General features: G+C 70.2%; 14 protein-coding genes. 7 read left to right on the forward strand and 7 right to left on the reverse strand.

Translation table 11 applies throughout. The features are described 5' to 3' along the window. Positions 1-89: 89 nt before the first annotated feature. Positions 90-542 carry a MarR family winged helix-turn-helix transcriptional regulator gene (locus AB0M11_RS22705; RefSeq protein WP_365708207.1) on the reverse strand — a complete coding sequence of 151 codons (453 nt, stop codon included), beginning with the start codon at positions 540-542 and terminating at the stop codon, positions 90-92. 109 nt (positions 543-651) lie between these two features. Here AB0M11_RS22705 and AB0M11_RS22710 point away from each other — a divergent pair, with 109 nt between their 5' ends. Then, complete coding sequence (locus tag AB0M11_RS22710; RefSeq protein WP_365708209.1) at positions 652-1,584, forward strand: LLM class flavin-dependent oxidoreductase; 933 nt, start codon at positions 652-654, stop codon at positions 1,582-1,584. A 384-nt stretch (positions 1,585-1,968) separates the two neighbouring features. On the opposite strand, the gene AB0M11_RS22715 is transcribed toward AB0M11_RS22710, so the two are convergent. Further along, positions 1,969-3,477 carry an MFS transporter gene (locus tag AB0M11_RS22715; RefSeq protein ID WP_365708211.1) on the reverse strand — a complete coding sequence of 503 codons (1,509 nt, stop codon included), beginning with the start codon at positions 3,475-3,477 and terminating at the stop codon, positions 1,969-1,971. A 113-nt stretch (positions 3,478-3,590) separates the two neighbouring features. After that, complete coding sequence (locus AB0M11_RS22720) at positions 3,591-4,811, reverse strand: oxygenase MpaB family protein (RefSeq protein ID WP_365708213.1); 1,221 nt, start codon at positions 4,809-4,811, stop codon at positions 3,591-3,593. A 196-nt stretch (positions 4,812-5,007) separates the two neighbouring features. Here AB0M11_RS22720 and AB0M11_RS22725 point away from each other — a divergent pair, with 196 nt between their 5' ends. Together AB0M11_RS22725 and AB0M11_RS22730 are read left to right on the forward strand one after the other, a co-directional pair. Continuing rightward, on the forward strand, positions 5,008-5,673 hold the full coding sequence (locus AB0M11_RS22725) for a TetR/AcrR family transcriptional regulator (protein ID WP_365708215.1): 666 nt from the start codon (positions 5,008-5,010) through the stop codon (positions 5,671-5,673). A 415-nt stretch (positions 5,674-6,088) separates the two neighbouring features. Next, complete coding sequence (locus tag AB0M11_RS22730) at positions 6,089-8,260, forward strand: SpoIIE family protein phosphatase (protein ID WP_365708217.1); 2,172 nt, start codon at positions 6,089-6,091, stop codon at positions 8,258-8,260. 695 nt (positions 8,261-8,955) lie between these two features. Here the strand turns inward: AB0M11_RS22730 and AB0M11_RS22735 are convergent. The 4 genes from AB0M11_RS22735 to AB0M11_RS22750 form a co-directional block, all read right to left on the reverse strand. Next, positions 8,956-10,995, reverse strand: coding sequence for a fibronectin type III domain-containing protein (locus tag AB0M11_RS22735; protein ID WP_365708219.1), 2,040 nt, complete (start codon positions 10,993-10,995; stop codon positions 8,956-8,958). A gap of 137 nt (positions 10,996-11,132) precedes the next feature. Beyond that, positions 11,133-12,215 carry a protein kinase family protein gene (locus tag AB0M11_RS22740; RefSeq protein ID WP_365708221.1) on the reverse strand — a complete coding sequence of 361 codons (1,083 nt, stop codon included), beginning with the start codon at positions 12,213-12,215 and terminating at the stop codon, positions 11,133-11,135. 260 nt (positions 12,216-12,475) lie between these two features. After that, positions 12,476-13,387 carry an SDR family oxidoreductase gene (locus AB0M11_RS22745; protein WP_365708223.1) on the reverse strand — a complete coding sequence of 304 codons (912 nt, stop codon included), beginning with the start codon at positions 13,385-13,387 and terminating at the stop codon, positions 12,476-12,478. 31 nt (positions 13,388-13,418) lie between these two features. Beyond that, positions 13,419-14,195: an SDR family oxidoreductase gene (locus AB0M11_RS22750; RefSeq protein ID WP_365708225.1), complete on the reverse strand. Its 777-nt coding sequence runs from the start codon at positions 14,193-14,195 to the stop codon at positions 13,419-13,421. Positions 14,196-14,273: 78 nt separating this feature from the next. Between AB0M11_RS22750 and AB0M11_RS22755 the strand changes: the two genes are divergently transcribed. From AB0M11_RS22755 to AB0M11_RS22770, 4 genes are all read left to right on the forward strand, one after another. Continuing rightward, positions 14,274-15,047 carry an enoyl-CoA hydratase family protein gene (locus AB0M11_RS22755; protein WP_365708227.1) on the forward strand — a complete coding sequence of 258 codons (774 nt, stop codon included), beginning with the start codon at positions 14,274-14,276 and terminating at the stop codon, positions 15,045-15,047. Then, positions 15,044-15,907, forward strand: coding sequence for a CoA-transferase (locus AB0M11_RS22760; protein ID WP_365708229.1), 864 nt, complete (start codon positions 15,044-15,046; stop codon positions 15,905-15,907). Before AB0M11_RS22755 ends, AB0M11_RS22760 begins: the two co-directional genes overlap by 4 nt. A gap of 74 nt (positions 15,908-15,981) precedes the next feature. Continuing rightward, positions 15,982-16,746 (forward strand): CoA-transferase, encoded by a 765-nt coding sequence (locus AB0M11_RS22765; RefSeq protein ID WP_365708321.1) that lies wholly within the window; start codon positions 15,982-15,984, stop codon positions 16,744-16,746. Beyond that, a complete protein-coding gene (locus AB0M11_RS22770; protein ID WP_365708233.1) occupies positions 16,743-17,810 on the forward strand; it encodes a nitronate monooxygenase in 1,068 nt (355 codons plus the stop codon). Before AB0M11_RS22765 ends, AB0M11_RS22770 begins: the two co-directional genes overlap by 4 nt. The last annotated feature ends 9 nt before the right edge of the window (positions 17,811-17,819 follow it).

The raw sequence follows: 17,819 nt of genomic DNA on the forward strand, positions 1-17,819 counted from the left end.
GCTCCAGTACCGCCCCGACGTCCTCGACGGCTGCCTCACCGGCACCGGCCTCCGACGCCAACCAGCATGACGACATTACGCATTCAAGGTCAGTAGTCGACGGTCTTCGGGGCGGTGACGAGGATCTGCAGGGCTCGGACCAATTGGTTTGCGTCCGAGGGGGAGAGCGGGGCGAGGAACTGACGTTCCATCTCTTCGCGGGCGTGCTCGGCCTTGCGCAAGGTGTCCTGACCCGTTGGGGTCAGCTGCACGGTGTTCTTGCGCCGGTCCTGGGAGCTACGGTGGCGCTCGACGAGCCCTTTCTCCTCCAGGGCATCGACGAGCGCCACCATCGTCGTGCGGTCGACGCTGAGCCTGCCCGCCGCCTCCAGCTGGGACAACGGGTATTCCGCCGCGAGCACGACCAGGACCGCCAGCTCGCGGCCGTCGATGCCGAACGGCGCCAGCGCCAGCGCGGACGCCTCAGCCAGCCGCAGCTGCACGTGCTTGAGCAGATAGCCGAGTCGGGAGGCAAGGGCCTCAGAGGCTGCATGGTCCGTCATGCCCGCATCGTATCGTGGGACTGATCGTCAGGGTAGCTGACGATCATCTATGGTGACAGTGTTGCCGTCATCAGCGGCGACACGTCGAGCCGAAGGGTGCGTGTGCACCATGACCGACCAGATTCAGCACCGAGTGACGTTCGGCATCAAGACCACCCCGATGCGCGCCTCCTACGAGGAAATCCTCCGAGTGTGGCAGGAGGCTGACGCCTTGCCGGAGATCGCGGACGCATGGCTGTGGGACCACCTGATGCCGATCGCAGGCCCCAAGGACGGACAGATTCTCGAAGGGTGGACGCTGCTGAGCGCCTTGGCCGCACAGACCCAACGGCTTCGGCTGGGACTGCTTGTGACCAGCAATCGCATCCGCCAGCCCGCCGTCCTAGGCAAGATCGCAACGACGGTGGACGTGATCTCCCGTGGTCGCCTGGTCATGGGCCTCGGTGTGGGCGGCACCCACCAGCCACCCAACGCCGGTGGCATCACCGGCGAGAACCCCGCCGTCGCGGAGTACGACGCCTACGGCCTGACCCTGGTCCCGCCGGCCGAAGGCATCGCCCGCCTGGCCGAGACCATCACCATCCTCAAGCACATGTGGACGGAGGATGTCTTCGACTTCCACGGCCACTACTACACACTCAAGGGCAATCGCAACGAACCCAAGCCCGTCCAGCAACCAGGCCCGCCACTGCTGATCGGCGGCTGGGGAACCAGAACCCTTCGCCTGGTCGCCGAACACGCGGACATCTGGAACATCCCCGGCCCGCCGCACAACACCCTCGACTACATCACCCAACGCAGCCGCGTCCTAGACGCGCACTGCGTGGCTGCCGGCCGGGACCCACAGACGATCACCCGCTCCGTGCAGTACATCGTCTCCTACGACGACCCAGCCGGTGACCGCAAGGCCATCCGGGAGCTCATAGGCGCTGGCCTGACGCACATCGTGCTGAGCCTGCGAAGCCCCTACCCCCCGCAAGTCGCACACTGGCTCGTCGAAGAGATCATCACGCCCCTACGCGCGGAGTGCGACGGGCGCTGAAAGCCGCAGTCGTAGCGGGCAACCGATGTGCCATCACCTGGACTGATCGACCGTTGACACCGGGCCGACGCCCTCGAACGCAATTTATCCCGAGGTCGTTACAGATTCCGGGGACGACGCTCGTAATCCGGGGGTCACGGGGAATCCGAAATGCTCTCTGGCTCTTGACCGCGAGTCGGCCAGTCTGCGGGACTTCTCCCTCCACACTATCGGCCGACGCCATTCCCACACTCCACGACAGTGGGGTCGGCGGAGCCGGTGGACGCCAGATCGCTGAACGGGCCGCACCGAGCCCGGTGTTTCCGGGTCGGTGCGGCCCCGTTGTGGCCGGAGGTGTCACAGGCGGCGGACCGGCTCATGCGCGGTGCCGCCTCTGCTCGTTTCTCACATGTGTACGACGGGTGCCGCGTCGGGGTCCTGCTCCGGCACGCCGCGGCGGTAGAGGGCGACGCTGACCATGAGGCCGACGGCGAAGAAGGCGGCCGACCACCAGTAGGCGGTGGAGTAGGCCTTCAGCGCGGCGTGGGCCTGCACGGCGGGGTCCCTGGGGTTCTTGCCGACCAGGTAGTCGGTGGCGGCGCTGGTGGCCAGGGTGTTGAGGAGCGCCGTGCCGATGGAGCCGCCGACCTGCTGCATGGCGTTGACGGCGGCGGAGGCGACCCCGGAGTGCTCGGGGTCGACACCGGAGACGGCCAGGCTCATGGCGGGAGCGATCACCAGGCCGAGGCCGAGTCCAGTCACGATCAACGTGGGCAGGATGTCCGCGACGTACGAGCTGCCGAGGTCGAGGGCGGTCATCCAGGCCATGCCGGCCGCGGCCAGGCCCATGCCGAGCGGGACCACCGCCTTGGGGCCGATGCGGGGGATGAGCACGTTGGTGGCGAGAGTGCTGGTGATCATGAGTCCGGCGACCATCGGCAGGAACGCCAGTCCGGTCTCGATGGGCGTGTAGCCGAGGATCTGCTGCAGGTAATAGGTGAGGAAGAGAAAGACGCCGAACATGCCGGCACCGCTGATCAGCATGGAGATGAAGGAGGCGCCGCGGTTGCGGTCGAGCAGCACGCGCAGGGGGAGGAGGGGGTGGGAGGACTTCGTCTGCCACACGGTGAACGCGGCGAGCAGGACGGGGCCCGCGGCCAGCCAGCCCCAAGTCTGCGGGGAAGTCCAGTCATGACTTTCGGCGTTGGCGAAGCCGTAGACCAGGCAGAACAGTCCGCCGCCGACGAGGACGGCGCCGGGGATGTCGAGGGTGGCGGTCGTGTCGCGGGTGGTGCGACGCAGCAGCACGGTTCCACCGATGAACGCGACAGCGGCGAAGGCGAGGTTGACGTAGAGGGTCCAGCGCCAGTCGAGGTGCTCGGTGAGCACACCGCCGAGGAGCAGGCCGACGGCACCGCCGGCGCCGGCGATGGCGCCGAAGACACCGAAGGCCTTGGCGCGTTCCTTGGGGTCGGTGAACGTGGTGGTGAGCAGTGACAGTGCGGCCGGTGCGAGGAGGGCGCCGAACAGGCCCTGGATGGCGCGTGCGGTGATCAGCATCTCGAAGCTGCCCGCGGCGCCGCCGAGAGCGGAGGCGCCGGCGAAGCCGACCAGCCCGACCAGGAAGGTGGCCTTGCGGCCGAAGAGGTCGGCTATACGTCCGCCGAGCAGCAGCAGGCTGCCGAAGGCGAGGGCGTATGCCGTGACGACCCACTGCCGGTCGCCGTCGGAGAAGCCCAGGTCCTTCTGGGCCGCGGGCAGGGCGATGTTCACGATGGTCGAGTCGAGCACCACCATGAGCTGGGCCACGCCGATGACGGCGAGGATCCACCAGCGATGACGAGGCGGCGCGTCGGCCGACGGAAGCGAGGACACGGTGGCCGTGTCCGGTCCGTAGGTCGAGGTGTGGGACATGAGGAGGTCTCCAGACGAGGTGGTCAAGGGGCAGGAGAGTGTCCTGCTACGGCACGGACGGCTGCTTCGTCGGAGCTCGTCACATGGCACGGCGCGGAAGCGGGAAGGGAGGGTCAGGCCGCCGGACTTCCCGATCCCGGGTGACGGACTTCCGCGCGGCGCTGAAAAGCGGCACCGAGCGGAAGTACGACCGCGATGGGTTCGTGCCCCGGGCCGGGCTCGTCGACGGCCTGTCGGCGGGCTGCCTGAGCCGAGGCGGGGGAGAAGGTCTGCCAGAAACGGGACTGCCGGTTCACGGTGCTGACCAGAGGCGTGAGGTCGTCCCCGGCCGGGATGTCGGGCACGCCGAGACGGTCCGCGGTCTGCCCCAGTGACCGCCGGAGCACGCTGTGGAGGAGGTCGCGCAGTTGCCCCTCGGACAGGACCGTGCCCGGGGCGTGAGACGTCGCGTGGGCCTGCGCGGCGATCACGGCAGCGGTCGCCGTGCGTGAGGCGGCGTCGGGCGCGGCCGTCAGGTCGTTCAGCAGGTCCTGGAGGCGACGGGCGCCGGCGTGGTCGACGACGTCCTGGTACAGGCGCTCGTCAAGGCCGAGAAGATGGGCGACGTACGACCAGTACCGGTAGAGGTGGCGCTCCTCCTCGTCAGTGATCTCGACGCCGACGGCCGCCAGTGCCTGGAAGGCGACGAGGGTGAAGCCGAGCCAGGTGCGTGCCATGTCCAGTTGGCCGACCGGAAGACCCGGGGCGCCGCTGTTCCAGTGCGCGAGGGATGTGGTCCGCATGCGGGCGTGGTGCAGCCGCGCCTCGACGGTGGCCACGTAACCCGGGCCTCCGCGCAGCAGCCCTCCCGGCCGGATGGTCTGCCGTGCCCATACGCCGGCCTGCACGAGGTGGCGTGAAGCAGTGGGTGCATGCCTGTCTGCTGCGGCCACCGCCCGCGCGATGGCCGGGGAGGCGTAGGCGTGGACGAGGGCACTGGTGATCGAGCAGATGGCGAACCACAGGGGTGGGACGGACAGGCTCACGACATCGCCGCGGTGGAGCATCAGGGGATCGACCCAGGACGGGGTGGTCTCCGTCTGCCTCAGCAGTGCCGCCACGGCTTCGGGAGGCCGCTCATCGAGGGCTGCCAGGCCTTTCCGCAGGCCGGTGTCGAGGGCCTGCCGTGCCTTGGCGCCGTGGAGGTCCAGTTCGGCGATGACGGCGTCGGCGAGCGGATCGCCGGCGGTGAGCAGCGGCGCCGCGCACTCGACGTCGACGCGGTGTCGGGTGGGCCCCGGGACGAGGCCGACTGCTGGTCCGGGTGCCGTGTGGGGGATGCGCTTCGCGGACATGGATCTCCACTTCAAGTGCGGCCAGGCGCCGGGCGTCCTGCCGATCAGGCGGTTGGGGGGAGGCCGACAGTAGTGTCTGACACTCGTCAGATTACCGGTAACCTGACGGGTGTCAAGTAAGCTCGGTCAGGGGCGGCCGGCGACGTCTGAGAGGCTGACACCGCGCAGGAGCGAGCAAGCAGTTCAGGAGGCAGTGATGGGAGTACGAGCCGAGTCTGTTCGACGGCCGGGCCGCCCCGGTGCCGGCACCTCTTCGGTGCCGGACGAGGAGAGCATCCTCCAGCGAGGCCTTGAGGCCTTCGCGGAGCTGGGATACGACCACGCCTCAGCCCGTGAGCTGGCCCGACGCCTAGGTGTCAGCCACAACTTCATCAACGACCGGTACGGGTCGAAGGCGGCGTTCTGGCGTGCGGTGATGGACCATGCGCTGAGTGCGCAGCTGGGGCGGATGCCGCAGGTGGACCCCGAAGCGGATGACGCCGAGCGGCTGCGGCAGATCATCATCGGCTTCTACCGGACCGCGGCGGACACGCCGCTGATCGGACGCATCTTCGTCGACGAGTCCTCCCGGGACACCGAGCGGCTGGACTACCTGTACGAGCGCTTCGTGGCACCGACCCTGGAACTCATGTCGTCCAGCATCGAGCGGCTCGTCGCCTCCGGACGCATGGCGCCCGTCCCGATGGATGTGCTGTTCTTCGCTGTCGTGCCGCCTGTTGGGGGCATGGTCGACGGCCCGATGGCGCGCCGCCTGGGAAGGCCCGAGCCCGTCTCGTCGCAGCTGCTCGCGGACACGGCGGACGCGCTGGCGACGCTCGTGGTCAACGGACTGCTCGCCACGGGCGAGCCGGGACGGCGCTGAGTCCGGCCGAGCGCCCGCCCGGTGCGGCATCTGCGTTGAACCCCAACTGACGCTCCGCCGTCGACGTTCGGGAATGTGAGCACGCCGACGACGCTCCTCCTGCACGGCGTTGCCGGCCCGACCACACCGGCCCCGATGCCCTCCGGCTGTTCGCCGAGTACCCGTGCCGCGGTGGATCCGCGACTCGTCGGCCGATGTCGCGGTAACGGTCGGCCGAGCGCTCGCCCACACCGGAGCGCGGTCCCGGCCGGACCCGCCGATCCAGGTGGAGGAGGTCAGCATGAGAGCGCCCGCCGACCCCGCAGCGCGCATCAGCGCCGCGGCGATCAAGGCTGTGGCGCTCTCACACTGCGGCACTCGTCGCCCCCTGACACTCGGCCCTGCGTCCAGGTCCCCCTCGCCGTACAGTGCCCATGTGGGGATCGACGTCGACACCTTCCTGCGTGATCTTGCCCGAGAGCTCAGGCCCCGCACGGACGAGCTGACGGACGCCGTGCTTCAGGAGATCTCGCCCGACCTTCCATGGGTGTGGGAGTACGAGGACACCGCCATCGTGGCGCCGGCAGCCGTCTCCCAGCATGTCACCGCCACGCTGGACATCAACGAGTACGGCCTCGACGCGGCCTCGGCAGCGGCCCCGCCCGCCGATATCGAGACCGCTCGCGTGCTCGTGCGGCACGGAGTGCCGCTCACCGAGTTCCTGCGAGCGCTCAGGCTGGGCCATGCGAGCCTCCACCGCATCGTCGGCGAGGAGGTCTACCGGCTGGCCTCGGACAATGGCCTGGCCAGCGAAGCGTTGATCACTTGGAACGCACAGAGTTTCACGTACATGAACCGCGTCGCGGAAGAGGCCGTGGCGGTGTACCAGGAGGAGCGCGACCGCTGGCTGCAGCGTCGGCTGGTGGTGGTCAACGAGGCGAGCCGACGGGTCGGGGCCACACTCGACATCACCCGAACCGCGCAGGAACTGGCGGATGTGGGCACCGAATACCTCGCCGACCTGGTCACCGTCGACCTGCTCGACGCCCTGCTCCCGGGCAGGGCCGCACGACCGGCTACCGGCCGACTGGTGCTGCGCCGGATCGCCCAACGGTCCGCCCTGCGCGACTGCCCGGACTCCGCGTTCCCGTTGGGGCAGGCCCACACCTTCCCCGAGGGATCGGAGCCCGGCCGCGTGCTGGCCACCGGGCAGCCCATCCGGTACAGCATCACCGCAGCACAGGTCCCGCAGTGGATGGCGCAGTCCGCGGTCCAACGGGAAGCCCTGCGTACCTTCGGCGTCCATTCGATGCTGCTGGTGCCGCTGTGGGCCCACGGCAGGCCACTGGGCCTGGTGCAGTTCTTCCGGCACCGCACCACCGCCGCCGCCTTCGACGAGGAGGAACTGCTCCTGGCCCAGGAGATCGCCTCGCGAGCCGCGATCCACCTCGACAACGCCAAGCGCTACACCCGCGAGCGTGACACCGCCCTCACCCTCCAGCGCAGTCTGCTGCCAGAGCCGGTGGCGGAACAGTGCGCGGTCGGGACGGCCTCCCGTTACCTGCCCGCAGAGTCCGGCGTGGGAGGCGACTGGTACGACGTGATCCCGCTCTCCGGAGCCCGTGTCGCACTCGTCGTCGGCGACGTGGTCGGCCGGGGCCTGCACGCCTGCGCCACCATGGGCCGGCTACGGACGGCCGTGCGCACCCTCGCGGACATCGATCTCATGCCCGATGAATTGCTGACCCATCTGGACGACGTGGTGATCCGGCTCCAGCGCGAGGAGACGCGGGGTTCGGACGAGATGAGCGCCACCTGCCTGTACGCGGTCTATGACCCGGTCTCCCGCCTGTGCTCAGTGGCCAGCGCCGGACACCCGCTGCCGGCCCTGGTCTCTCCCGCGACGGTCGGCACCGGCGCGGCCGCACGTGAAGTCGTCTTCCCGGAGCTGCCGATCGGGCCGCCTCTGGGGCTGGGCGGGCTGCCTTTCGAGACAGCCCAGTTCGAAGTGACGGAAGGCAGTCTGCTGGTCCTGTACACGGACGGCCTCATCGAAAGCCTCGTCCGTGACGTGGACGCCGGGCTGGCGCTGCTGGCGGACGTCCTCGCCCGGGCGCCGGCCTCGTTGGAGGAGACCTGCGACGCGCTGCTGTCCGCGCTGCTCCCCACCAGCCCCGCCGACGACGTCGCCCTCCTGGTGGCCCGGACCCGGACGCTGGATGCCGGCCACGTCGCCACGTGGGATCTCCCCTCCGATCCGGCGGTGGTGGCCACTGCCCGCGAGCATGCGTCGGACTCGTTGGCCGCATGGGGTCTGGAGGAGCTGGACTTCGCCACGCAGCTCATGGTCAGCGAACTGGTCACGAACGCGATCCGTTACGGAAAGGATCCGGTTCAGCTGCAGATGATCTTCCAGTCGACACTGTTGTGCGAAGTCGCCGACGGGAGCAGCACGGCCCCGCACCTGCGCCGGGCGCGTGTCTACGACGAGGGCGGCCGCGGTCTGCTGCTGGTCGCCCAGCTCGCCGAGCGCTGGGGCACGCGGCATGGCCGCGAAGGCAAGGTCATCTGGGCCGAGCAGGCGCTGCCCGGAAGCCCCCGCGTGTGACGACCTCTGCAACCTGGAGATCGCCAGCATGGACTTCCACGAGTTCGTCACCGAGGAGGGCATAAAGGCGTGGTGGGAGGGCGCCTGAGACACTTCATCGGGTCCACCGCTCGTAGGCAGCCGCTGACTGGGGACGGTGTCGGCGTCCCTACACGGAGCTCGCCGCAGCTCTGCCGTGTCGCCGACCCGGGTGTGGCCGTTGCCGGAGAAAAAGCGGCCGATCAAAGATCGGTTTCTGCGAGACAGCGCTGAAGATCGAGGTGGCGGAACTGGTACACCGCTCCTGCCTGTCCGAACGGGATCCCGAAGGCCAACACGGTTACCAACCCATACCCGAGCCCCGAAGAGAATACTGCAGTCCGAAAAGAACTCCGATGATGAGCCCCGGGATGAGCCCGAAAGTGAGCCAGGATCTACCTTTCCAGCTCCAAATGATCTGCGAACTTGGGTGGCTTTCTGCTCTCGAATGCGAGCCGACCAGTGCAGCCGCTACTGCACACACGTCGGGGTCGGAGAGGCCGGTGGGCTGCTCGGCGGGGCGCGGGTTGGTGATGCGGTGACTCGCTTCCAGCGGGCGCTGTCGGTGGATTCCTCAGGGGCATCGGGCGACCCGCCGCCGGAGTGGGAGACCACGTCCGCGGGAACCCCGAGCTGTTCGTTCCCTGAAGCTCGGGGTTGCGGACCCGCACGCCGGCTCAGGCGGGCTGCCAGGAGAGGATCGACTGGTACGACGACTCGATACCGGCGGCCGCGATGATGCTCGACGGGACCTGGGCGGCCCCGGTGACGGTGTGGTTGTCCTGGATCACGACGCCCTTGCTGTCGTAGTCGGACGGGCCGTTGGGCCAGTAGTTGCCCTCGATGTCCGTGGGGTCGTACGTCCCGTCGCCCGCGGTGTAGTTCACGTGTTTGCTCCCCCAGGGCGACACGTTGATGTTCCACACGGCGTTGCCGAGGACCGACACGTAGGTGGCGCCGTTGTCCGTGTACAGGACGTGCCCGCCGGAGGTGTTGAGCTGGTCGTGGACCACGTTGCCGGTGACCTTCTCACCGCTCGCCATCGAGGTGCCGGTGATTCCGTTCGTGTAGACGGCACCGCCGTCGCCGAGCAGGGACATGTGGTCGTAGATCGAGTTGTTCGAGATCGTGTTGTTGTTCGAGTAGTTGGGCTGTGCGGGCAGGCTCACCTTGTCCGGCCAGCCGCCCCAGCCGATGGAGATCGCCGTGTAGGGCACGTGGTCGATCTGGTTGTGGGTGATGGTCGACGTCTCGATGTATCCGGCGTCGATCGCGACCCCGCCGCGGTACTCGGCCGCGGTGCCGTAGAAGTGGCTGTCCTTGACGGTGATCCCGCTGGTGTGCTGGGCCGCGCTGCTCGGCTGCGGGATGTCCACACCGCCCAGGTCAAGGCCGTTGCCGGAGATGTCGGTGAACACACAGGCGGTGACCGTGTCGTTCTGCGAGCCGTCGCCGAGGTCCAGTCCGGCCGCGCCGAGGTGGACGAAGTAGTCGTGGTCGAAGTGGATGCTCTTGTCGTAGGTGAAGCGGACGGCGCCGGGCATCTTGGTCCAGTTGCCGTAGGGGCAGGTGCCCCCTGACACGAAGGTGCACAGTCCCTGGGTGGCGTAGCCGGTACTGCCGGTGACCTGGTAGGTCGCCTGGATCTCCGAGAAGCCCGTGCCGGTGTTGGAGGTCGTGTAGTTCGCGTAGCTGAACTGGATGCCCTGGAAGCCGACGTGGCTGAGTTCGTCGGACGCCTTGCCGGAGGTCGCCACCAGGGTGTCGAGCGAGGGCGCCTCGACGTCCGCGGTGGTCAGGTCCTCGCCGGAACGGGGGATGTAGTAGAACCGGTGCTCGCTCTTGTCCAGGTAGAACTCGCCGGGCTTGTCGAGGAGTTCGTAGGCGTTCTCCACCGCTGTCGGCGCCTCGGTGATCGACTTGCGGCCGACCAGGTTGTAGGTGCGGCCCGAGCCGTCGGTCCGCATCACACGCTGGGTGGAGTTGTTCCAGCAGGGCTGCGCCATGGTGATGGCGGTGCCGGTGACGGCGGCGACCGGGCAGCGCGGTTCGGTCCACAGCCCGAGTCCGCCCCGGTAGACGAACTCGATCGCGGACGGGTTGCGCCAGCCGGCCATGGGGTCGCCGGACGCCGTGGTGTACCCGGTGGCCGTCTGGGTGACCGACACCGGCAGGGAGCCGGTCGCACGCTGGGCCCGCACGCCGTCCACGTAGAGCTGCCGGGTGTCGAGGTCGCTGGGGGCCGGAGCGGACCAGATGGCGCTGCCCGCGCCGGTCCGCGTCCAGCCGCTGATCCGGACACCGCCGCTGATGACCGGGGCCTGTCCGGCTGCCGCCTTCCACCAGACCGTGCCGGCCGTTCCGCCGCCGGAGTCCGCGGCGGTGAAGGTGAGTGTCTTGGTGAGCCGGTAGACGCCTCCGGCCAGTGTCACGGTGATCGGCCCCGACGTCGATTTGTCGATCGCCCGGACCGCGCTCTGCGCCTTGGTGAGCGTCCGGAAGGGAGCGGCGGCGCTGGTTCCCGGATTGCTGTCGCTGCCGCTGGGCGAGACGAAGTAGCTGACCGCGGTCGCCGCGTGTGCGGGCGGTGCCAGTGCCAGTGCCCCGAGGCTCAGGAACGCACAGAGGCCGGCCGCGATCGCGCGATAAGAACCGATGAATAAGCGGACCGCTTCGGAGGGTCCCCTGGTGCCTGCTTGCTGTCTGGTGGAAAACATGCAGGCAAAGTAGGAGAGCGGTCGGGAGACGTCAATGACTCCGACAGGAAACATCGGAGCAATGATGGGACTTCGTTACTCGGCGGGAACGCCCGGCCGGCCCTTCGCCGGGTGGGCGACCGCACTGAAGGCCTTCCTCACCCGGGAGTCGGGGCGCCCGCGCGCGACTGCCGCGCGATCTCGGCGGCGGGGAACGGCGTCCGCTTGCTCTCGGTGAGCAGCCGGCGGAAGAAGGAGTCCACGACGGCGGTAGGGCGTGCGTGCCGGTCGATGATCGCCGTGATCTCCGGCGGGATGTTGCCGGGCCGCCGGCCCGCGATCCACTCGCGCAGGAAGACCGCGCGTTCCGTGTCACCCCGCACGCGGTCGAGCACGTGGTACTGGAGCAGGTGGCTCGCGGTGTAGCAGCGGTCGTAGCCGAGGTGGTCCGCGAGGAAGCCGGACTCCTCCGCCGAGAGGTCGAAGCGGGAGCTGAGCGCGAGTCCGAAGTCGGCGAGGTAGAGCCGGCGGCCGTCGGTCAGGATGTTGTCGAAGTGGGCGTCGAAATGGACGAGTCCGCGAGAACTCATGAAGGCGGCCGCGTCCATCAGGGCCTTCTCCACCCAGGGGTAGGGCGAGCCGTTGCCGTCGTCGGGCACGGCGGTGTCGCCGTGGTCGGCCAGCCAGCCGGCGAGTGTGTGCGGCACGTGCTCCAGGAAGACCACCAGGCTGCGCGAGGACCGGCCGATGGCCTCCAGCCGGCGTCGAACGGCGGGTGATCCCTCCCAGTGCGCGACGGCCCCCTCCAGGCCCCCGAGCCCGTCGGTGAACCCCTCGGGAGGGGAGTCGGGCAGGACACGCCAGTGGTACATCAGCGGAAATCCCGCGAACTCACCACCGAGAACCCAGTTCGTGGTCATGATGTGCACGGCAAGCTCCCGCCAGGCACCGAACCCGGCCGAGCCCGCCCCGTACTGGTAGAACAACGGCAGTCCGAAGACGTTCGCCGTCGACCGCACGTTCTCCGCACGCAGTTCGGTGTCCGTCAGCGGGATCCGCTTGACGAAGACACGCGTTCCGTCGACGTCCAGCTCTGCCGACCTGCCGCCGATGCCCGACCCGAGCGGGCGGGCGGCTGCCACGACCTCCCCGAGCCGGTGATCGCTGAGCAGGGAGAGCCGCGTGCTCACGGCACCGTAACCGGCCAGACGCGCGGCGCGCAGCAGACTCTGGTCGGGCATCGACGGCTCCTCGGTGCCCTGACAGGGCTTCGGCAGTCCCGCGTACGGCACCGACCGTACGCCAAGGCGACGGGTTGCCGCCTCGGGCGACCTGTCGGTGCGAGGCCAGGCTGCCGGGCATGGAGTGCGGGACGCCTTCTCCCTCAGGCGCCGCGAACGCGCAGCTGTCGAAGAACCGCGAGGCGCCGCCCGCACCGGCACGGGCACCTGCGGCGCCCATCGGCCCCGGCAGGCATGCGCCTCAGACCGCTCACGCCGGTCTACTGCGCCCCGTACGCCGGCAGCGGCGTCCCCGCGTCCGCCAGCAGCTTCGTGGCCGCCTCGCCCGCCTCCGCCGGGGTCCAGCGGGCGCCCTTGTCGACCGTGGGGCCAGGTCGCCAGCCCTCCATGACGGTGATGCGGCCGCCCTCGGCCTCGAAGACCCGCCCGGTCACACCCGCGCAGGCGGCGGACGCGAGCCACACGACGAGCGGGGAGACGTTCGCCGGTGCCATGGCGTCGAAGCCGCCGTCGGCGGGGACGGCCATGGTGTCGGCGAACGCCGCCTCGGTCATCCGGGTGCGGGCGGCCGGGGCGATGGCGTTGACCTGGACGCCGTACCGGCCGAACTCCGCGGCTGCGACCAGCGTCAGCCCGACGATGCCCGCCTTGGCGGCGCTGTAGTTGCCCTGCCCGACCGAGCCCAGCAGCCCCGCCCCGCTGCTGGTGTTGACCACCCGCGCGGTCGGCGTCCGCCCGGCCTTGGCCTCGGCGCGCCAGTGAGCGGCGGCGTGCCTCAGCGGCAGGAAGTGGCCCTTCAGGTGGACGCGCAGCACGGCGTCCCAGTCGTCCTCGTCGAGGTTGACGAGCATCCGGTCGCGCAGGAAGCCGGCGTTGTTGACCAGCGCGTCGAGGCGGCCGTAGGTCTCCAGGGCCGTACGGACCAGCGACGACGCGCCCTCGGTGGTGGCGATGTCGCCGCCGTGCGCGACCGCCTGCCCGCCCGACGCCAGGATCTCGTCGACGACCTGGCGGGCGGGGCCGGTGGCGGCCCCGGTGCCGTCGAGACCGACGCCGAGGTCGTTGACGACGACCGCCGCGCCCTCCGCGGCCAGGGCGAGGGCGTGCGCGCGGCCGAGCCCGCGCCCCGCCCCCGTGACGACGGCGACGCGTCCGCTGCACAGTCCGTTCATGGGATTCATCCTCACGTCGTGGGTGGGCGGTTCACTTGTTGGTGGTGGCCGCGTCGAGGAAGGCCGGGCGTTCGCCGCCGCCGTGCACGAGGAGGCTGGCGCCGGTGATGTAGGAGGCGCGGTCGGAGGCGAGGAACACGCAGGCGGCACCGATCTCGGCCGGGTCGGCGAGGCGGCCGAGCGGCACGGTGCGGCCGACGGCGGCTATGCCGTCCTCGTCGCCGTAGTGCAGGTGGGACAGTTCGGTGCGGACCATGCCGAGGACGAGGGTGTTGACCCGCACCAGCGGCGCCCACTCCACGGCCATGGACCTGGCGAGGTGCTCCAGGCCCGCCTTGGCCGCCCCGTAGGCCGCCGAGCCGGGGGAGGGGCGACTGCCGCTGACGCTGCCGACCATCACCACCGACCCGCCGCCGGGCTGCGCGCGCATCACCTCGTAGGCGGCGAGCGAGGCGGTGAGGGGAGCGAGCAGGTTCAGTTCGACGACCCGCGCATGCCGCTGCGCCCCGCCTTCGGCGAGCATCCGGTACGGGGTTCCGCCGGCGTTGTTGACCAAGGTGTCGAGCCCGCCGTGCTCTTGGCGTACCTGCTGGAAGAAGGCGGTCACGGCGTCGGCGTCGCGCAGGTCGAGCGGGAGGAACCGGGCCGTACGGCCGGCCTCCTCCACCGGCTTCTCCGGAGGACGTCGCGCGCAGACGACGACGTCCGCCCCGGCCTCCAGCAGCCCCCGGGCGATCCCCGCACCGACCCCCCGCGTGCCGCCGGTGACCACCGCCACGCTCCCGCTCAGATCGATGACCACTGCCATGAGGCCCTCCCGGAGAATGTGCTCCGCTGCTACCTTCGTACCTAACAAACGTTTGGTGGAAAGGTAGCTGATCCGCTCATGGGTGTCTCCACCACAACCCCCGAAGAGGGCATCCGCGTCGTCGACGTCGACTTCCCACCGGTCAACGCGCTTCCCGTGCGGGGCTGGTACGACCTGGCCGCGGCGGTGCGCGCGGCCGGCGCCGACCCCGAGGTGCGGTGCGTCGTCCTGACCGCCACCGGACGCGGGTTCAACGCCGGCGCGGACATCAAGGAGATGCAGCGCACCGACGGACACGCGGCGCTCATCGGCACCAACCGCGGCTGCTACGAGGCGTTCGCCGCGGTCTACGACTGCGAGGTCCCGGTGGTCGCCGCCGTGCACGGTTTCTGCCTGGGCGGCGGTGTCGGCCTGGTGGGCAACGCGGACGCGATCGTCGCCAGCGACGACGCGACCTTCGGCCTGCCCGAGCTGGACCGCGGGGCGCTGGGTGCCGCCACCCATCTGGCCCGGCTCGTCCCGCAGCACCTGATGCGGACCCTGTACTACACCTCGCGCACCGTCACCGCTGCGGAGCTGCACCGGCACGGCTCGGTCTGGCGCGTCGTCCCACGCGAGCAACTCGCAGAGACCGCACTGGACTTGGCGCGCGAGATCGCCGCCAAGGACGGCCTGCTGATCCGCCTGGCCAAGGCCGCGATCAACGGCATCGACCCGGTGGACGTCCGCCGCAGCTACCGCTTCGAGCAGGGCTTCACCTTCGAGGCCAACCTCAGCGGGGTGGCCGACCGGCACCGCGACGCGTTCCTGGCCGCTGCCGCGGCGAAGTCCGCACTAGAGGAGGGGCGTTGACCGACAAGACGATGACCGCCGAGGAGGTCGTCGGCCGCCTGGGCAGCGGCATGACCCTCGGCATCGGCGGCTGGGGCTCCCGGCGCAAGCCCATGGCGCTGGTCCGTGCCCTGCTGCGCTCCGACGTCACCGACCTCACCGTCGTCTCCTACGGCGGCCCGGACGTCGGACTGCTCGCGGCGGCCGGGAGGATCCGCAAGCTCGTCGCCGCCTTCGCCACCCTGGACTCCGTCCCCCTGGAGCCGCACTTCACCGCGGCCCGACAGCGCGGCGCCTTCGAACTGGTGGAACTGGACGAGGCGATGTTCATGTGGGGGCTGACCGCCGCGGCCCAGCGGCTGCCGTTCCTGCCGATCCGCGCGGGCCTCGGTTCCGACGTCATGAGGGTCAACCCCCACCTGCGCACGGTCACCTCACCCTACGACGACGCCGAGGAACTGGTCGCCGTACCCGCCCTGCGGCTGGACGCGGCCCTGGTCCACCTCAACCGGGCTGACGCCCAGGGCAACGCCCAGTATCTGGGCCCCGACCCGTACTTCGACGACCTCTTCTGCCAGGCCGCGGACGCCGCCTACGTCTCCTGCGAGCAGATCGTCGACACCGCCGACCTGCTCAAGGACGCCGCCCCGCAGACCCTGCTGGTCAAGCGGGCCTTCGTGACCGGGGTCGTACAGGCGCCGAACGGTGCGCACTTCACCTCCTGCGCCCCCGACCACGGCCGCGACGAGGCCTTCCAGCGCGCCTACGCCCAGGCGGCCCGCGACCCGCAGACCTGGCGGGCGTTCACCGACCGCTATCTCTCCGGCGACGAGGAGACGTACCAGGCCGCGGTCACGGCATTCCACGAGGAGCGGGCGTGAACCACCCGACAGCGAACACGGCGAACAGTCCGAACGCGACGAACACTTCGAACGCGACGAACACTTCGAACGCGATCAACCCGGCGAACGCGACGACGCGCGCCGAGTACTGCGTGGTGGCGTGTGCGGAGGCCTGGCGGGGCGCCGGCGAGATCCTCGCCAGTCCCATGGGCACCGTGCCCACCATCGGCGCCCGGCTGGCGAAGCTCACCTTCGCCCCCGACCTGCTGCTCACCGACGGCGAGGCGCTGCTCATCGGCGACGTGCCGGCCGTCGGCGCGGCCGCCGAGGTGGTGGAGGGCTGGCTGCCCTACCGGCAGCACCTCGCCCTGGTGGCCACCGGCCGACGGCACGTGATGATGGGTGCGAGCCAGATCGACCGCCACGGCAACCAGAACATCTCCTGCATCGGCGACTGGGCCCACCCCACGCGCCAGCTGCTGGGAGTGCGCGGCGCTCCCGTCAACACCCTGAACAACCCCACCAGTTACTGGGTGCGCAAGCACTCGCCGCGGGTCTTCGTCGCCCACGTCGACATGGTCTGCGGAGTCGGCTACGACCGCGCCGCCGCGGCGGGCCCCTCGGCCACCCGCTACCACCGCATCCCCGAAGTCGTCAGCAACCTGGGCGTGTTCGACTTCGCCACCCCGGACCGCACGATGCGGCTGCGCTGCCTGCACCCGGGCGTCACGGTGGAGCAGGTCGTGGCGGCCACCGGCTTCCCGCTCACCGTCCCCGACGAGGTGCCGTACACCCGCGAACCGACCGCCGGTGAACTGCGGCTGATCCGGGAGGTCATCGACCCGGGCGGCGTCCGCGACCGCGAGGTGCCCGCATGAGCGACACCGCCGCGATCGTCACGCCGCTCACCACCCTCGTCGGGGTGCGCCATCCGATCGTCCAGACCGGCATGGGCTGGGTGGCCGGGCCACGGCTGGTGAGCGCGGCGGCCAACGCCGGCGCGCTGGGGATCCTCGCCTCCGCCACCATGACCGTGCCGCAACTGCGGGCGGCGGTCCGCGAGGTCAAGGCCCGCACCGAGGCCCCCTTCGGGGTCAACCTACGGGCGGACGCCTCGGACGCGGCCGACCGCGTCGGGGTCGTCGTCGAGGAGGGGGTGCGGGTCGCGTCCTTCGCGCTAGCGCCGAGCCGGGAGCTGATCGCTCGTCTGAAGGACGCGGGAGTGATCGTCGTGCCCTCCGTCGGTGCCCGGCGGCATGCCGAGAAGGTCGCGGCCTGGGGCGTGGACGCGGTGGTCGTGCAGGGCGGGGAAGGCGGCGGCCACACGGGCAGCGTGGCCACCACCGTGCTGCTGCCACAGGTCGTCGACGCCGTGGACATCCCGGTGATCGCGGCCGGCGGCTTCCGCGACGGCCGCGGTCTGGTGGCCGCACTGGCCTACGGCGCGGCCGGTGTCGCGATGGGCACCCGCTTCCTGCTCACCTCGGACAGCACGGTCCCGGACGCCGTCAAGGCCCGCTATCTGGCGGCGGGCGTAGCGGACATCACCGTCACCACCAAGGTGGACGGCCTGCCCCACCGGATGTTGCGCAGCGAGCTCGTCGACAGCCTGGAACGCTCCGGCCGGGTCACCGCACTGCTCCGCGCGGTGCGGCACGCGTCCGCGTTCAGGCGGGAGTCCGGCATGAGCTGGGCCGCCATGGTCCGCGACGGACTGGCGATGAAGCACGGCAAGGACCTGACCTGGAGCCAGGTCCTGCTGGCGGCCAACACCCCCATGTTGCTGAAGGCGGCCATGGTCGACGGCCGCACCGACCTCGGGGTGATGGCCTCCGGCCAGATCGCCGGACTCATCGACGACCTGCCGTCCTGCGCCGAACTGGTCGACCGGATCATGGCCGAGGCCCAGACGACGCTGAAGTGGCTGTCGGCCCTCTCCTGACGTCTGTCT

The organism is Streptomyces sp. NPDC051987, from assembly GCF_040680735.1.
GTDB lineage: Bacteria > Actinomycetota > Actinomycetes > Streptomycetales > Streptomycetaceae > Streptomyces.